We start from the raw sequence: 15,578 nt of genomic DNA on the forward strand, positions 1-15,578 counted from the left end.
CTACGCCTCCTCGGTCAGCAGCGTCCGGCCCCACCAGTCGTCCGCGTCGCGGACGCCGGGCGGGATCGCGAAGACAGCAGAACCCACATGCTGGATGTACTCGTTGAGCGCGTCCGACGCCGCCAGTCGGCGCTGGAGCGGAATGAACCCGGTGCGGGGGTCGCGCTGGTAGGCCAGGAAGAACAGGCCCGCGTCCAGCCGGCCGAGCCCGTCGGTGCCGTCCGTGAAGGAGTAGCCCCGGCGCAGGATCGTCACCCCGTCGTTGGCGTCGGGGTGGGCGAGCCGGACGTGCGCGGTGGGCTTCATCGCCTTCAGGAACGGCTCGTCGTGCTCCTTCGGCTTGCCGGCCGGCGCGCCCTCGCCCTTGTCCCGGCCGAAGACGTCCTCCTGCTCCTGGAGCGAAGTCCGGTCCCAGGTCTCGATGTTCATACGGATGCGCCGCGCCACGAGATACGACCCGCCGGTCATCCAGGCGGGCCCGTCCCCGTCCCCGACCCACACGAACCGGCTCAGCCGGTCCGTCTCGGTGCCCGCGATGTTGCGGGTGCCGTCCTTGAACCCGAAGAGATTGCGCGGGGTCTGGGCGTCCGGGGTCGTCGACGACGTCTTGCCGAAGCCGAGCTGCGACCAGCGGACGGCGACCTTGCCGAAGCCGATGCGGGCCAGGTTACGGATGGCGTGCACGGCGACCTGCGGGTCGTCGGCACAGGCCTGGACGCACAGGTCGCCGCCGGTGCGCGCGCGGTCGAGATTGTCGCCCGGGAACTTGGGCAGGTCGACGAGGGAGGCGGGCCGCCGGTCCGCGAGCCCGAACCGGTCGAAGAGGGACGGCCCGAACCCGACGGTGAGCGTCAGCCGGGACGGCCTCAGCCCCAGCGCCTCGCCGGTGTCGTCGGGCGGCGCCTCGGCCAGCCCGCCGTAGGCGCCCGCGCCGACCGTGCCGCCCGCGGTCATCCGGCGGGCGGCGGCCGTCCAGTCCTTGAGGAGCCGGACGAACGCGGCCCGGTCGTCGGTCTTCACGTCGAACGCGGCGAAGTGCAGCCGGTCCTGCACGGGCGTGGCGATGCCCGCCTGATGGGCGCCGTGGAAGCCGACCGCGGTGCCCGCCTCGGCGGCGGCCGGGTCGGCGTCCTGGCCGGCCCGGGTCATCGCGACGGCACCGCCGGCCGCGGCGGCGCCGAGCGCGAGCCCGGCACCGCCCCAGCCGATCAGCGCGCGGCGCGAGGGGCTGTGGCCCCCCTGGGTCTCCGTCATCTGCGTCCCCGCCTACTTCACGACCGCGGCGGCGAGCTTGGACAGCGGCTCGGCGAGCGCGTTCACCGCGTCCGACAGCTCCTTGCGCTGCTCCTCGGTGACCTTGTCGTACGAGACGAACTCGTACGAGGCCCGGTCCGAGCGGTACTTGTCGAGCAGGGCGTCGAGCGCCGCGAACTGCTTGTCCAACTCCCCGGTCAGCACCGCGTCGTTCGCCGAGGCGACCGGCTTGAGCAGCTCGTACGCCCGCTGCGCGCCCTCGACGTTGCCCTTGAAGTCGACGAGGTCGGTGTGCGCGTAGCGGTCCTCCTCGCCGGTGACCTTGCCGGTGGCGACCTCGTCGAGCAGCTCCTTGGCGCCGTTGGCCATGGAGGTCGGGGTGATCTCGGCGGTGCCGACCCGCTTCTGCCAGTCCTTCAGGTCGGTGACCAGCTGGTCGGCGAGGGTCTTCTCCTCGGCGCCGATCTTCTTGTCGTGCCAGAGGGACTTCTCCAGGCGGTGCCAGCCGGTCCACTTCTGGCCCTCTTCGAGCCCGTCCTCGCGGACGTCGACCTTGGGGTCGATGTCGCCGAAGGACTCGGCGACCGGCTCGGTGCGCTCCCAGCCGAGGCGGGAGGGGGCGTAGGCCTTCTTGGCGGCCTCCAGGTCGCCGTCCTTGATCGCCTGCGCGAAGGTCTCGACCCGCGGCAGCGTCTCGTCGGCCTGGTCCTGGGCGTACTGGCGGTACTCGGCGACCGCCTTGTCCAGCTTCGGGTCCCGCTTGGCGGTGCTGCCGCCGGTGACCGTCAGCTTCTGGCGCACGCCGTGGCCCTTCATCCCCGGGCGGCAGGCGATCTCGTACGAGCCCGCCTTCACCTCGGCGGTCAGCGTGTACTTGGTGCCCGGGCCGATGTTCTCCTTCTCGGAGACGATCCGGTCGTCCGGGAAGAGGATCTCGACCTCGGTGGCCCGGGAGCCCTTGTTCTCTATCTGGAGGGTGACTTGGCCGGCCGGCACCGACTTGGTCGAGGTGTCGCACGTCGAGTCGGCCGCGGTCACCTGGATCGCGTTGCCGTCCGCGGCATCGCTCTTCGCGGTGCAGGCCGTGAGGGCGGTCAGGGCGGCCACGGCCGTGGCCGCGGTGACGGTGAGGCGGACGGCACGCATGCAGGCTCCAAGCGGGAAGCAGTCTGGTGAGGCTGGCCTAACTTACCTGAGCCTTACCTCACACATACCCGCCCGGACGGTGATTCAGCTCTCACTGAAAGATCACAGACACGGCTTGATCTCGACGACTCAAAATCGCCGCCAAGGGCGGGTAACGGAGGGGTCAAGTCATGCGCCGCGGGACGATCAGGACGGCCCCGGTGCGGGGGTGCGGGAACACCTCGACGGGCTGCTCGTAGACGTCCGACAGCAGGTGTTCGTCGAACACCTCCGCCGGCGGGCCCTCGGCCGCGACGCGCCCCGCGCTGAGGATCGCGACCCGGTGCGCGTAGGCCGCCGCCAGGGCCAGATCGTGCAACACCACGACCACCGCGTCACCGGCGTGCGCCCTTTCCCGGCACAGCCGCAGCACCGACTCCTGATGCTTGAGGTCGAGGGCGGCGGTCGGCTCGTCCAGCAGGAGCAGCGGTGCGTGCTGGGCGAGCACCCGAGCGAGCGCGACCCGGGCGCGCTCCCCGCCGCTCAGCGCGGAGAACGGCCGCAGCGCGAAGCCGGTGACCTCCGTCGCCGCCATCGCCCGGGCCACCGCGAGGTCGTCGTCCGCGGGGGAGGAGGCGTGCGGCGCGCGGCCCATCCGGACCACCTCCGCCACCGTGAAGGGGAAGGACAGCGTCGACGACTGGGGGAGCACGGCCCGGCGCAGGGCGAGTTCGGCCGCGGACCACTGCGGGGCGGGGCGGCCGTGGATGCGTACGACGCCGGCGGCCGGCGCGAGATCCGCCGCGAGGGCGCTCAACAGGGTGGACTTCCCGGCCCCGTTGGGGCCGACGAGGGCGAGGAGTTCACCGGCGCGGGCGGACAGGTCGACGCCGTCCAGCACGGTGCGGGTGCCCAGGCGGACGCGCAGGCCCTCGGCCTCGGCGAGCACGGCACCGGGGACGGCCGGGGCGGGGGCGGCCGGCCTGGCACGCAGCAGTCTCACGGACGAACCCTTTCGATCGAACACCCGAGGGCGCGTCGGCGGACCTGGGCGGTGTGGGCAGGCGGTGGGCGTCATGCCCAACCCCCCTGTCTGCGGCGGGTTCTGCGGAGCAGCCAGAAGAAGAACGGGCTGCCGAGCAGGGCGGTCAGCACGCCGAGCGGAAGTTCGGCGGGCGCGGCGACCGTACGGGCCGTCAGATCGGCGCCGAGCAGGACCAGCGCGCCGAGCAGCGCGCTCGCCGGGATGAGGAAGCGGTGGCCGGGCCCGGCCAGCATCCGCAGCAGATGCGGTACGACGAGGCCGACGAAGGCGATGATCCCGGCGACGCTCACGGCCGCCGCCGTCAGCAGCGCGATGACCAGCACCAGCACGAGCCGCAGCCGCTCCACGTCCACGCCCAGATGCCGTGCGGGCCGCTCGCCGAGCGCCAGCAGGTCGAGCCGGCGGGCGTGGCCCGGGGCCAGGGCGAGCCCGAGCACCGCGCAGGGCAGCACGGCCAGCACCTTGGGCCAGGTCGCCTGGGACAGCGAGCCGAGCTGCCAGAAGGTGATCTGGTTCACGGCGGCGGTGTCCGCGAAGAACAGGAACAGCCCGATCAGCGCGCCCGCGAAGGCGTTCACCGCGATCCCGGTGAGGATCAGCGTCACCACCTCGGTACGGCCGCCGGACCGCGACATCCCGTACACCAGCAGGACCGTGCCAAGACCCGCCGCGAACGCGAACGCCGACACCGTCCAGTCGCCCAGGAAGTCGAGGCCGAACGCGATCGCCGCCACCGCGCCGACCGCCGCGCCCGAGGAGACGCCGATGACGCCGGGCTCGGCGAGCGGATTGCCGAACACGCCCTGCATCAGGGCCCCGGCGCAGCCCAGTGAGGCGCCGACCAGCAGCGCCAGCACGATGCGCGGGAAGCGGACGTTCCACAGGACCGACTCGGCCACCCGGTCGAGCGCGGAGCCGCCGACGCCCATACGGTGCAGCACGGAGCCGAGCACGTCGCCGGTCGGGATCGGATAGGCGCCCAGGCCCGCGGCCACCGGGACGAGCACCAGCAGGGCGGCGATCAGCCCGGCGGTGAGCAGCCAGGCGGTGGAGCGCCCGCGGCGCGCGGGGGGTTCGGCGGTCCGTTCGGCCGGTTCGCCGAGCACGGTCACTCGGCACCGTCCCGGTACAGCTGCGCGACCACCGTGGTGAGCACCTGGTCGGTGCGCGGACCGTAGTTCAGCAGCACCCCGTCCTCGACGGACACGATCCGCCGGTTCATCCCGGCCGGCGTCTGCGCGACGCCCGGGATCTTCACCAGTCCGTCGGTCCCGCCGACCGATTCGAGTCCCTTGGCCATCACCAGGATCGCGTCCGGCGCGGCCGCGGCGAGCGCCTCGGTGGTGATCGCGGTGAAGTCCTTCGTCAGGCCCGACTCGGCCCCGGCGTCGACCGCCCCGGCGGCCTCCAGCAGCGAGGTCGCGCCGGACCCCTTGCCGCCGATGAGGTAGACGGAGGCGGAGCCGCGCAGATAGAGGAAGGCGACCCGGGGCCGTTCGGTGTGGTCCGGGACCGTCCCGCGCACGGCGGCGATCCGCTGCTCGGAGCGCCGGGTCAGTTCCGTCCCGGCGGCCGGGACGCCGAGCGCGCCGGCCACCGCCCGGATGCGCGGGCCCACGTCGTCAAGGCCCCGGGCCGCGGCGACGACGAGCACCGGCACCCCGGCCGCGCGGATCTGGTCCATGGCCTCCTGCGGGCCGCTGGTCTCCTCGGCGAGGACCAGGTCGGGCCGCAGGGAGAGCACGCTCTCCGCGGACACGTCGTGGTTGCGGGTCACCACCGGGAGCTTCGCCGCCTGTTCGAAGGTGGCGGTGATGTCGCGGGCGACGACCCGGTCGCCGAGCCCGAGGGTGAACACGATCTCGCTGAGGCTGCCGGAGAGCGGGACGATGCGCCGCGTCTGGCGCACCGTCACCGTGCCGCCGTCGGCCGAGGCGACGGTGACGGGGAGTTTCGGTGCGGGGGTGTCCGGCAGCGGCTCGACGCGGTCGGCCGTGGTCGTCGTCGAGGTCCCCCCGGTCCTTCCCGGCTTCCCGGTCGCGTCGGCGGCTTCGGGGGAGCCGCCGCAGCCGGTCGCGGCCAGGGTGAGGGCGAGCACGGAGACCAGTGCTCCCGCCAGTCGGGTGCGCAAGCGTCGCACGGTCCTGTCCCGTTCCCTTCGGTTGCTTCCGAAATCTGCAAGGTTGAGCTTAGGTTAGCCTTACCTTTAATCGCTACCGGCTGTCGCATCCGGAGGACCTCCCATGCCCACGCCCCTACGGCACCCGTCTGCCGTGTTGTGCGCGGCCGTTCTGGGAGCGCTGCTGCTCTCGGTCCCCGCCGCGCACGCCGAGAGCCGTACCGTCCAGGGCGGCCGCCTCGACTGGGGCGTCAAATCGTCGTTCCAGAGCTATGTCACCGGGCCGATCGCCAAGGGCAGTTACTCGCTCACCGGCGGCGCGGCCACCGTGGGCAGCAGCCAGTTCCGCTTCCCCTCGGCGACCGGCAGCTACGACGGCGCCACCGGGGCGTTCGCCGCGTCCTTCGCGGGCGGCGTGCACTTCGTCGGCCACCGGAAGAGCGACGGCTCGTACCAGCTCGACCTCACGCTCAGCCGCCCCACCGTCCGGATCTCCGGCGCCACCGGCACGCTCTACCTGGACGTCACCAGCAAGGCGAAGGACACCGGGACGGTCACGACGTCCGCACAGGTGCCCTTCGCCTCCCTCGCCCTCGGCGGTATCGACATGAAGGGCGGCGGCACCGCCGTCGTCCTGAACAATGTGCCCGCCACGCTGACCGCCCAGGGTGCCACGTCCTTCGCCGGGTACTACTCGGCCGGGACCGCCCTCGACCCGGTCAGCCTGGCCGCCGACGTCAAGCCGGCCGCGCGGCCCACACCGACGGCCACGCGTACCCCCACCGCGACCGAGTCGCCCGCGAAGAAGGCGCCGTCGAAGGGCGGCGCGATCGCGGACGGCGCCGTCGACTGGGGGGTGCGCCGCACCTTCCGGGAGTACGTCACCGGCGACATCGCCCGCGGCAAGTGGACGCTGAGCGACGGCGCCCGGGACGGCGGAGCCCTCTTCCGCTTCCCGGCGGGCGAGGGCACCTACCGCAAGGGCGAGCTGACCGCGAGCTTCGACGGCGCCGTACGCTTCACCGGCGAACACGGCCTCGACCTGCGGCTGAGCGGCGTCCGGGTCACCGTCGCGGACGGCCGGGGCACCCTCTACGCCGATGTGAGCGGCGACGACCTCACCGGGAAGAAGATGCCGCTGGTGACCTTCGCCGCACCGGACTTCGCCGCCCGTGACGGACTGGCCTCGGTCACCGAGGCACCGGCGAAGCTCACCGCCGAGGGCGCCCGGGCCTTCGGCGGGATGTATCCGAAGGGCACCGAGATGGACCCGGTCTCGCTGGCCGTCGCCCTCACCGACGACGCCACGCTGCCCGCGCTGCCCGACCTGGGCAGCGTGGCCGACCCGACGCCGTCGGCCACGCCGACCCCGACCCGGGACGCCACGGCGGAGCCGGTCGCGGGCGAATCCGCCGACGGCGGCGCCCCCGTCCTGCCCCTCACCCTCGCGGCGGCCGGCCTGCTGCTGGCCGGTGCGGGCACCGCGGTCGCCGTCCGCAGGCGCCGCGCCCGCCCGGCCGCCGACGAGGACTGACCACCCCGACCCACACCCCGACGAAGGAGACGCAACCTCCCATGCCTGCCACCACCCCAAGGCGCCTCGCCCTCGCCGCCGCCCTCGCGGTCACCCTGGGCGCCGGCGCGTTCACCGCGACCAGCGCCTCGGCCGCCGAAGTCCCGCTCAGCGGTTACGAGTTGACGTGGGGCATCAAGCAGTCGTACCGCACGTACGTGACCAGATTCGCGGCCGGCACCTTCACGCCCGCGGACGGTGCGAGCCAGGCGGCCGACAACGGTGCCTTCACCTTCGTCCGGGGCACCGGCGGCTACGACTCCGACGCGCACACCGTGTCCCTCGGCTTCGAGGGCAGCCTGGCGATCGAGTCCAAGCTGCACGGCTTCGAACTGACCCTCAGCGACGTCAGGTTCGACAGCAAGGACGCCGAGATCACCGCCGACGTCACCCGCGGCGGCAGCACCACGCAGGACGTACCGCTCGCGACGGTCGCCGTCACCCGCCAGATGACGGACATGACGACCACGCTCACCAAGGAGGCCGCGGACGTCTTCGGCAGCGCGGGCTACGAGGGCGCGGCCGGCGACCCGCTGACGGTCGTCCAGACGACGTCCCCGTCCCCCTCCCCGTCGACGTCCGAGACGACCTCGCCGACGCCGTCCCCGACCCCCAGCGCGACCGAGAGCACCTCTCCGTCCCCGTCGGCGACCGGGAGCACGACGCCCTCCCCGACGGCCACGCCCGGCGGTTCCCCCTCCGAACCGGCCCCCGCCCAGGGCGAGATAGCCGACGGCACGCTCGCCTGGGGCGTCAAGGAGTCCTTCCGCAAGTACGTGGTGGACGGCGTGGCCCAGGGCACGATCACGGTGTCCGACGGCGCCACCCAGGCCGACGGCAACGGCGCGTTCACCTTCCCCGACGCGACCGGAAGTTACGACACCGACGCCGGCACCCTCGACGCCGCCTTCGACGGCGCCGTCAACTTCAAGGGCCACGAGAACAACGGGAGTTACGGCCTCGACCTGACCCTCGACGGCCTCCGCGCGACGCTCGACGGCGGTACGGGCGAGCTGACCGCCGATGTCACGAGCCTCGGCGAGAAGTCGGCGGACGTGGTGCTGGCCGACCTGAAGGCGCCCTCGGCGGACCTCACCGCGACGGACGACGTCATCACCGTGAAGGGCGTCACCGCGACGCTCACCGAGGCCGGCGCGAAGGCCTTCGGCGGCTTCTACCAGGCGGGCACCGAACTCGACCCGGTCGACCTGTCCGTGGCCCTGACCGACGACGCCGAACTCCCTTCCGACGACGGTGGTTCGGGCGGCTCGGACATCTCGGGCGGCACCGGCACCTCCGGCGGCACCGGCACGGCGAGCGGCGGCGTCACCGGCTCCACGACCGGCGGCGCGACCGGCAGCCTCGCCACGACCGGCTCGGAGGTCCCGGCGGGCGCACTGGGCGCGGGGGCCGCGCTGGCGGTGGCCGCGGGAACCGGAGTGGTCCTCGCGGTACGCAGGCGTCAGGTGCCGGTACCGGGGAACGCCCGCTCCTGAACCGGACCTGTACAACGGGGCGGCCGGCCGCCGCGACGGCCGGCCGCCCCCGGTGCTTGAATGCCTGGGTGACTGACTACGACGTGCTGCGCGTCTTCTGCGCGCCGAACGGCGGCTACGGCAACGAACTCGGCGTGGTCCGGGACGGCTCGGTGCTGCCCGAGCGGAGCGACCGGCAGGCGTTCGCCGCCAAACTCGGCTTCAGCGAGACGGTGTTCGTGGACGACCCGGAGCGCGGCGTCGTCGACATCTACACCCCCACCCTGCGCCTGCCCTTCGCGGGCCACCCCTGCGTCGGCACGGCCTGGCTGCTCGACGTGCCCGAACTGGTCACGCCCGCGGGGGTGGTCGGCGCCCGGCAGGACGGCGAGTTCAGCTGGATCGAGGCCCGCCCGGAGTGGGCGCCGCCGCGCACGCTGCGCCAGTACGCGACGGCCGCCGAGGTCGACGCCCTGCCGGTGCCCGAGCCCGGCACCTGGATCTACGCCTGGGCCTGGGAGGACGAGGCCGCGGGCCGCGTCCGCGCCCGCGCGTTCCCCGGCCGCGACGACGGAATCGACGAGGACGAGGCGACGGGAGCGGCGGCCCTACTCCTCACGGCCGAACTGAACAGAGCCCTCAACATAACCCAGGGCAAAGGCTCCCAACTCCTGACGGCCCCCCAACCAAACAACTGGATAGAACTAGCAGGCAGAGTAACCCTAGAAACCTAACCCACCCCCGAGCAACCCCGAAAAACCGCAAGCCAACCCTGAACCACGATGATGCGCCCCCCAAAGGGGCGCGAGGAACTGCGCGCCAAGCCACGACGAACCCGCACAAAACCACGAACGTGCCGCCCCCCAGGGGCGCGGGGAACTGCGCGCCAAGCCACAACAAACCCGCACCGAACCACGATGATGCGGCCCCCGAGGGGGCGCGAGGAACTGCGCGCTAAGCCACGACGAACCCGCACCCAACCACGAACGTACCGCCCCCGAAGGGGGCGCGGGGAACTGCGCGGTCGGCTGCAAACAAGCCGTACAGAACCAAAAACATCCACGGCACGCACATTTTCCCCGAACCCAGCGGAGCGCTCACGCGCTGAGAGAAAACTCCGCCCCCAACCCCCGAAACACACCGGAATTCAAAGCGAACGCACCCTGACACTCGGCCACGATCCGCTGCTTCTCCAGATCATCAACCCGCACCGCGTCCAGCAGTTCACGGTACCCACGCTTGAACGCGGCCGGATTGTCGATGCCCTCGAAGACATAGAACCGCACCCCGTCGCCCTTCTTCGCGAAGCCCCACGTCCGCTCCGCCTTGTCGCGGATGATCTGACCACCGGACAGGTCGCCGAGGTAACGGGTGTAGTGGTGCGCGATGTACCCGGCGGGCCACTGCTCCGCGCACTCCCGCACCCGGTCCGCGTAAGCCACCGTGGCGGGCAGCGCGGAGAGCCCGGCGCGCCAGTCGGGCCCGCGCAGATGGGCCAGGTCGTGCTCCAGGGCGGCCAGCCGGAACAGCTCAGGTTTGATGAAGGGGCCGGCCACGGCGTCGGAGGCCAGCTGCTCGGCCCCGGACTCCAGTGCCTCGTACACGAACCACAGCTGCTCGGTGTAGCGGGCGTACGCGTCGACGCCGAGCCTGCCGCCGAGCAGGTCGCTCATGAACGTCGAGGTCTCCGCCTCCACGTGCTGCTCATGGGAGGCGGTGCGGATGACTGTCGAGAAGGACTCCATAGAACGAATCATCTAAGGTTAGCCTTACCTAAGTCAATACTTTTCCCGACGCATTGTCGGTAAAAGAGTAACAAGAAAAGGCCCGCCACCACCCGTGGCGGGCCCCTCGGGCGCTTCCGGGTGCTACGGCAGGGTGAGGATCTCCGCCCCCGAGTCCGTGACCACCAGCGTGTGCTCGAACTGCGCGGTCCGCTTGCGGTCCTTCGTGACCACCGTCCAGCCGTCGTCCCACATGTCGTACTCGTACGTGCCCAGCGTCAGCATCGGCTCGATGGTGAACGTCATCCCCGGCCGCATGACCGTCGTCGCGTGCGGGCTGTCGTAGTGCGGGACGATCAGCCCGGAGTGGAAGGACGAGTTGATGCCGTGGCCGGTGAAGTCCCGTACCACCCCGTAGCCGAAGCGCTTGGCGTACGACTCGATGACCCGGCCGATGACATTGATCTGCCGGCCCGGCCGGACCGCCCTGATCGCGCGGTCGAGGGCCTCCCGGGTCCGCTCCACCAGCAGCCGCGACTCGTCGTCCACGGCGCCGACCGGATACGTCGCGTTGTTGTCGCCGTGCACCCCGCCGATGTACGCCGTCACGTCCAGATTGACGATGTCACCGTCGCGCAGCACCGTCGAGTCCGGGATGCCGTGGCAGATGACCTCGTTGACGCTGGTGCACAGCGACTTGGGGAAGCCTCGGTAGCCGAGCGTCGACGGGTAGGCGCCGTGGTCGCACATGTAGGTGTGCGCCACCGCGTCCAGCTCGTCCGTGGTCACCCCGGGCGCGATGATCTTCGCGGCCTCCGCCATCGCCTGCGCGGCGATCCGGCCCGCGACGCGCATCGCCTCGACCGTCTCGGGGGTCTGCACCTCCGGCCCGGTGTACGGCGTCGGCGCGGGCTTGCCGACGTACTCGGGGCGGCGGATGTTTCCGGGTACCGAACGGGTGGGAGACAGCTCCCCTGGTACGAGCAACGACTGGCCAGACATGCCAGCGAGTCTAACCAGCGGACATGGGGGACCATGTCCCTGGCGAAAGGAGCCGGTCATGGCCCTGTTCAAGAAGCGGACGGTCGGAAAGCCGGGCGAGTGGTACTACTGCCTCGAACACAAGAAGGTCGAGGAGGGGCCGGAGTGCCCGGCCAAGGACCGCATGGGCCCGTACGCCACCCGCGCGGAGGCCGAGCACGCGATGGACACCGCCCGCGAGCGCAACCTGGAGTGGGAGAACGACCCACGCTGGCACGACGCCGCCGGCCGCGCCACCGACGACGACTGACCGCCCGCCTCGGCCCGGCTCTCCCCGCCGCGCCGGTGCCAGGGGCTACCAGGACGCGGGCGGCGGGGCCGTCAGGGTTTCGGTGAGGGCGGTCAGGCGGTCGCGGAAGGTGCGGCGGCCCCGTGGGGAGGGGACCGCGTTCTCGCCGGCCGCCGCGCTCACCAGGTGCTGCACCGTGTCCAGGTCCAGCTCGCCGTCCTCCGGCACCGCCAGCGTCTCCTGCGCCATCGCGGCCAGCTCGCCCCCGCCCGAGCCCAGGGCCAGCACCGTCACCCCGGCCCGCCGCGCGTCGTGCACCCGCTCCAGCAGCGGCGCCGGCTCCCCGGGCGCCACGACGAGCAGCGTCTCGCCCCGCCGCGCCGCCGCGATCCGCCCCGGTCCGACGGCCAGATGCGCGGGATCCGTGGGGCGCGCGTCGTGCCGTACCAGCGTCGGGGCCAGTTCGGGCGTGCCCGACCAGGCGGCCTCGTCCACCAGATGCGCCGCCAGATGCCACGGCTCGTACTCCGGCGTGCCCACCAGCAGCAGACCGCCGCCGTGCGCCACCACCGAGCCGCGCAGTACGCCCCCGAACCGCCGGGTGGCCCCCAACCACTCGGTCCCGGCGAGCACTTCGCGCAACAGCGCCACCCGTACGGCATCCATGCCACCGCATCCTGCCGCAACCGGCCGCTTGTGACGCGGAGTTCACCCTGAATTCGCCCGACCCGGGGAAGGAGCCCAGTCCCTGAGACCGAACCTGAGACGGAACCTGAGACGGAACCTGAGACGGAACCTGAGATCGAAGAGGAGCAGGCCCATGACCGACGTCAGTGTCCCCTTCCGCGCGGGCCACGAGGGCTACGCCGGCTACCGGATCCCGGCCGTGGTCGTCACCCGCCCCGGCACCGTGCTGGCCTTCTGCGAGGGCCGCCGCGACTCCGCGTACGACCACGGCCGTATCGACATCGTGCTGAAGCGCTCCACCGACGGCGGCCGCACCTGGGGCCCGCTCCAGGTCGCCGCGCCGGGCGGCGGGGAACTGGCCGGCAACCCGGCGCCCGTCGTCCTCGGCACCGGCCGGATCCTGCTCGTCCACGTCCGCTCCGCCGCCCGCGCCACCGAGGACGCCGTACGGCGCGGCGAGGTCCCGGACGCGGACGGCCGCCGGGTCTGGGTGCGGCACAGCGACGACGACGGCGCGACCTGGTCCGCGCCCAGGGAGATCACCGCGTCGGTGAAACCGCCCGGCTGGCGCTGGTACGCCACCACCCCCGGCCACGCGCTCCGGCTGAGCACCGGCCGGATCGTCGTCCCCGCCAACCACTCCCTGCCGCCCACCGGCGACGACACCGGCACGGAGCCCCACTACTACGGCGGCCACTGCCTGCTCAGCGACGACGACGGCGCCGGCTGGTACCTCGGCTACCTCGCCGACGACATCACCGGCGACGTCCACGCCAACGAGACCAGCGCCGCCGAACTCCCCGACGGACGCGTCTACTTCAACACCCGTACCGCCTCCCGCACGGCCGCCGCCCGGGCCGACGCCCACTCCGCCGACGGCGGCCGCACCCTGACCGGGCCGTTCCGCCCGCAGCCGGGCCTGCCCGGCCCCGTCTGCCAGGCCGCCGTCCTCCAACTGCGCGCCCCCGACCTGCTGCTCTGTTCCGGCCCCGGCGCCCCCGGCGCCCGCGCCCTGATGACCTTGCGCGTCTCCGCCGACGGCGGCACCACCTGGCGCCCGGCGCACACGGTCGACGACCGGCCCGCCGCCTACTCGGACCTGGCCCGGATCGACACCGCGACCATCGGGCTCCTCTACGAGACCGGCGACCGCGGCGCCTACGAGACGGTCACGTTCCGCCGGGTGCCCGTCACGGCGCTCACCTGACAGCGTGGGCGCACGGCGACGGACGTAGAGTCGGCCGCATGACCTCTACCGACAGTGCACAGCAGCCCACCGTGACACCCGCCGGGACGCCCGCCAAGGACCCCTGGGACCTGCCCGACGTCTCCGGGCTCGTCGTCGGCGTGCTCGGCGGCACCGGACCGCAGGGCAAGGGCCTCGCCTACCGGCTCGCCCGGGCCGGCCAGCAGGTGCTCATCGGTTCGCGGGCCGCCGAGCGCGCCCGGGCCGCCGCCGGTGAACTCGGGCACGGCGTCGAGGGTTTCGACAACGCCGAGACCGCACGCCGCAGCGATGTGGTGATCGTCGCCGTGCCCTGGGACGGCCACGGCAAGACGCTGGAGTCGCTGCGCGGGGAACTGACCGGCAAGCTGGTCGTGGACTGCGTCAACCCGCTCGGCTTCGACAAGAAGGGCGCCTACGCGATCAGGCCCGAGGAGGGCAGCGCCGCCGAGCAGGCCGCCGCACTGCTGCCGGACTCCCGGGTCACCGCCGCCTTCCACCATCTGTCCGCCGTGCTGCTCCAGGACCCGGAGATCGCCGAGATCGACACCGATGTGATGGTCCTCGGCGAGGAGCGGGCCGACGTGGAGATCGTGCAGGCGCTGGCGGGGCGGATCCCGGGCATGCGCGGCATCTTCGCGGGGCGGCTGCGCAACGCCCACCAGGTGGAGTCACTGGTCGCGAACCTGATCTCCGTCAACCGCCGGTACAAGGCGCACGCGGGGCTGCGCATCACCGACGTGTGAGGCGCGCCGGCCCATGGGGGACACTGGTGGCGGTCCGACAGGTCCAGCAGGTCCAGCAGTGTCCCCGACAGGAGCCATCCCCATGTCCCCCTTGCTCCCGCCCGGCCCGACCCGGCGGCTCGCCCTCTACACCCTCGTCGTCTGCGTCCTCGCCGCGGCCGCGGCCGTCGTCTCGTTCGTCCAGGGCAGCTGGCTGGGCATCGTCTGGGTGCTGCTGGCCGGGCTGTCCAGCAACATGTGCTGGTACTACGTGAAGCGGGGCAGGACCGGCCACCGGCCGTCCGTCACGGGCTGACCGAGCAGTAGGCGTTGCTGCCCAGCCAGAAGCGATAGAGCTCATGGCCGCAGTACTGATCAAGGGCGCCGATCCCGAGGCCGCGCAGGATCGCGTCGACCAGGTCGAAGAACGCGCCGTTGAGCGACGGGATCCACAGCAGCGCGAACACGAACAGCAGCCCGAACGGCGCGAACGGCTCCACCTGGCGCTTGATGCCGTACGACAGCCACGGCTCGAGCACGCCGTAGCCGTCCAGGCCCGGCACCGGCAGGAAGTTCAGGATCGCGGCCGTGACCTGGAGCAGCGCCAGGAAGGCCAGCGCGTACCGGAAGTCCCGGGGCACCCCGTCCAGGGCGTCCAGCCAGAACGGCGCCGTGCACACCGCCGCGAACAGCACGTTCGTCAGCGGGCCCGCCGCCGAGACCAGGCTGTGCCGCCAGCGGCCCCGGATCCGGCCGCGCTCGATGAACACGGCACCGCCCGGCAGGCCGATGCCGCCCATGATCAGGAACAGCACCGGCAGCACGATGCTCAGCAGCGCGTGCGTGTACTTCAGCGGGTTCAGCGTCAGATAGCCCTTGCTGCCCACCGTGATGTCGCCGCTGTGCAGCGCGGTGCGCGCGTGCGCGTACTCGTGCAGGCACAGGGAGACGATCCAGGCCGCCGTCACGAACAGGAACACGGCGACGCCCGGCTGCTGGGCGAACCCCGTCCAGGTAGCCCAGCCGGTGACCGCGGTGACGGCGAGCAGCCCGAGGAACACGGGACTGATCCTCCGGTCACTGCGGCGAGTGGTGACGGTGGTCATGCGGCGGGCTCCTGACGGGGCGTGTCGGGCGGGGCGGGGTAGACCGTACCGGTGCTGTGGGGGGAACGTCCCGCGGACCGGTGCGGGTTCCTGGTCCACCGGTGCTCGCGGTCCGGCCTCTTCGGCGTCCCGGGCCCTTCGGCGTCCCGGGCCCTTCAACAACGAGATCGGGATCCCCATGGCGGTCCGGACGCCCGTCCTCGACTCCCCGCCGTTCACGCGGGTGTAAACCCGGAGGCGGCGCCCTGGC

Annotated in this window: 16 protein-coding genes; 7 read left to right on the forward strand and 9 right to left on the reverse strand. The window is 72.5% G+C overall.

Translation table 11 applies throughout. From position 1 onward, the window contains the following. From efeB to CTZ28_RS03860, 5 genes are all read right to left on the reverse strand, one after another. Complete coding sequence (efeB, locus tag CTZ28_RS03840; protein ID WP_121887776.1) at positions 1–1,254, reverse strand: iron uptake transporter deferrochelatase/peroxidase subunit; 1,254 nt, start codon at positions 1,252–1,254, stop codon at positions 1–3. Positions 1,255–1,266: 12 nt separating this feature from the next. Further along, positions 1,267–2,400 (reverse strand): iron uptake system protein EfeO, encoded by a 1,134-nt coding sequence (efeO, locus tag CTZ28_RS03845; RefSeq protein ID WP_121887777.1) that lies wholly within the window; start codon positions 2,398–2,400, stop codon positions 1,267–1,269. Between the two features lie 163 nt (positions 2,401–2,563). Beyond that, complete coding sequence (locus tag CTZ28_RS03850; protein WP_259471469.1) at positions 2,564–3,382, reverse strand: heme ABC transporter ATP-binding protein; 819 nt, start codon at positions 3,380–3,382, stop codon at positions 2,564–2,566. A gap of 71 nt (positions 3,383–3,453) precedes the next feature. Then, positions 3,454–4,536 carry a FecCD family ABC transporter permease gene (locus CTZ28_RS03855; RefSeq protein ID WP_121887779.1) on the reverse strand — a complete coding sequence of 361 codons (1,083 nt, stop codon included), beginning with the start codon at positions 4,534–4,536 and terminating at the stop codon, positions 3,454–3,456. Further along, positions 4,533–5,555 (reverse strand): heme/hemin ABC transporter substrate-binding protein, encoded by a 1,023-nt coding sequence (locus CTZ28_RS03860; RefSeq protein ID WP_183154256.1) that lies wholly within the window; start codon positions 5,553–5,555, stop codon positions 4,533–4,535. The genes CTZ28_RS03855 and CTZ28_RS03860 overlap by 4 nt, the downstream gene beginning before the upstream one ends. Positions 5,556–5,667: 112 nt before the next feature. Between CTZ28_RS03860 and CTZ28_RS03865 the strand changes: the two genes are divergently transcribed. From CTZ28_RS03865 to CTZ28_RS03875, 3 genes are all read left to right on the forward strand, one after another. Continuing rightward, on the forward strand, positions 5,668–7,077 hold the full coding sequence (locus CTZ28_RS03865) for an HtaA domain-containing protein (protein ID WP_121887781.1): 1,410 nt from the start codon (positions 5,668–5,670) through the stop codon (positions 7,075–7,077). Positions 7,078–7,118: 41 nt separating this feature from the next. After that, positions 7,119–8,612: an HtaA domain-containing protein gene (locus CTZ28_RS03870; RefSeq protein WP_121887782.1), complete on the forward strand. Its 1,494-nt coding sequence runs from the start codon at positions 7,119–7,121 to the stop codon at positions 8,610–8,612. Positions 8,613–8,680: 68 nt separating this feature from the next. Next, positions 8,681–9,325: a PhzF family phenazine biosynthesis protein gene (locus CTZ28_RS03875; RefSeq protein WP_121887783.1), complete on the forward strand. Its 645-nt coding sequence runs from the start codon at positions 8,681–8,683 to the stop codon at positions 9,323–9,325. Positions 9,326–9,688: 363 nt separating this feature from the next. Here the strand turns inward: CTZ28_RS03875 and CTZ28_RS03880 are convergent, their stop codons facing one another. Continuing rightward, the gene (locus tag CTZ28_RS03880; RefSeq protein ID WP_121887784.1) at positions 9,689–10,336 is read right to left on the reverse strand and encodes a biliverdin-producing heme oxygenase; all 648 of its coding nucleotides are present in this window, start codon (positions 10,334–10,336) and stop codon (positions 9,689–9,691) included. 123 nt (positions 10,337–10,459) lie between these two features. Continuing rightward, positions 10,460–11,317 carry a type I methionyl aminopeptidase gene (gene map, locus CTZ28_RS03885; protein ID WP_121887785.1) on the reverse strand — a complete coding sequence of 286 codons (858 nt, stop codon included), beginning with the start codon at positions 11,315–11,317 and terminating at the stop codon, positions 10,460–10,462. Between the two features lie 58 nt (positions 11,318–11,375). Between map and CTZ28_RS03890 the strand changes: the two genes are divergently transcribed. Continuing rightward, positions 11,376–11,606, forward strand: a complete 231-nt coding sequence (locus tag CTZ28_RS03890) for a hypothetical protein (RefSeq protein WP_121887786.1) — start codon at positions 11,376–11,378, stop codon at positions 11,604–11,606. Between the two features lie 45 nt (positions 11,607–11,651). Here the strand turns inward: CTZ28_RS03890 and CTZ28_RS03895 are convergent, their stop codons facing one another. Then, entirely contained in the window at positions 11,652–12,251 is a 600-nt protein-coding gene (locus CTZ28_RS03895; RefSeq protein ID WP_121887787.1) for a hypothetical protein, read from the reverse strand. 154 nt (positions 12,252–12,405) lie between these two features. On the opposite strand from CTZ28_RS03895, the gene CTZ28_RS03900 reads away from it, so the two are divergent. The 3 genes from CTZ28_RS03900 to CTZ28_RS03910 all read left to right on the forward strand — a co-directional run bounded on the left by CTZ28_RS03900 (position 12,406) and on the right by CTZ28_RS03910 (position 14,538). Further along, entirely contained in the window at positions 12,406–13,479 is a 1,074-nt protein-coding gene (locus CTZ28_RS03900) for a sialidase family protein (protein WP_121887788.1), read from the forward strand. 38 nt (positions 13,480–13,517) lie between these two features. Beyond that, complete coding sequence (npdG, locus tag CTZ28_RS03905; protein WP_121887789.1) at positions 13,518–14,243, forward strand: NADPH-dependent F420 reductase; 726 nt, start codon at positions 13,518–13,520, stop codon at positions 14,241–14,243. Between the two features lie 82 nt (positions 14,244–14,325). After that, positions 14,326–14,538, forward strand: coding sequence for a hypothetical protein (locus CTZ28_RS03910; protein ID WP_121887790.1), 213 nt, complete (start codon positions 14,326–14,328; stop codon positions 14,536–14,538). On the opposite strand, the gene CTZ28_RS03915 is transcribed toward CTZ28_RS03910, so the two are convergent. Next, positions 14,528–15,328 (reverse strand): site-2 protease family protein, encoded by an 801-nt coding sequence (locus CTZ28_RS03915; RefSeq protein WP_121887791.1) that lies wholly within the window; start codon positions 15,326–15,328, stop codon positions 14,528–14,530. The two genes, CTZ28_RS03910 and CTZ28_RS03915, sit on opposite strands and share 11 nt — an antisense overlap. Between the last annotated feature and the right edge of the window lie 250 nt (positions 15,329–15,578).

It is taken from the genome of Streptomyces shenzhenensis (assembly GCF_003688995.1).
GTDB lineage: Bacteria > Actinomycetota > Actinomycetes > Streptomycetales > Streptomycetaceae > Streptomyces > Streptomyces shenzhenensis_A.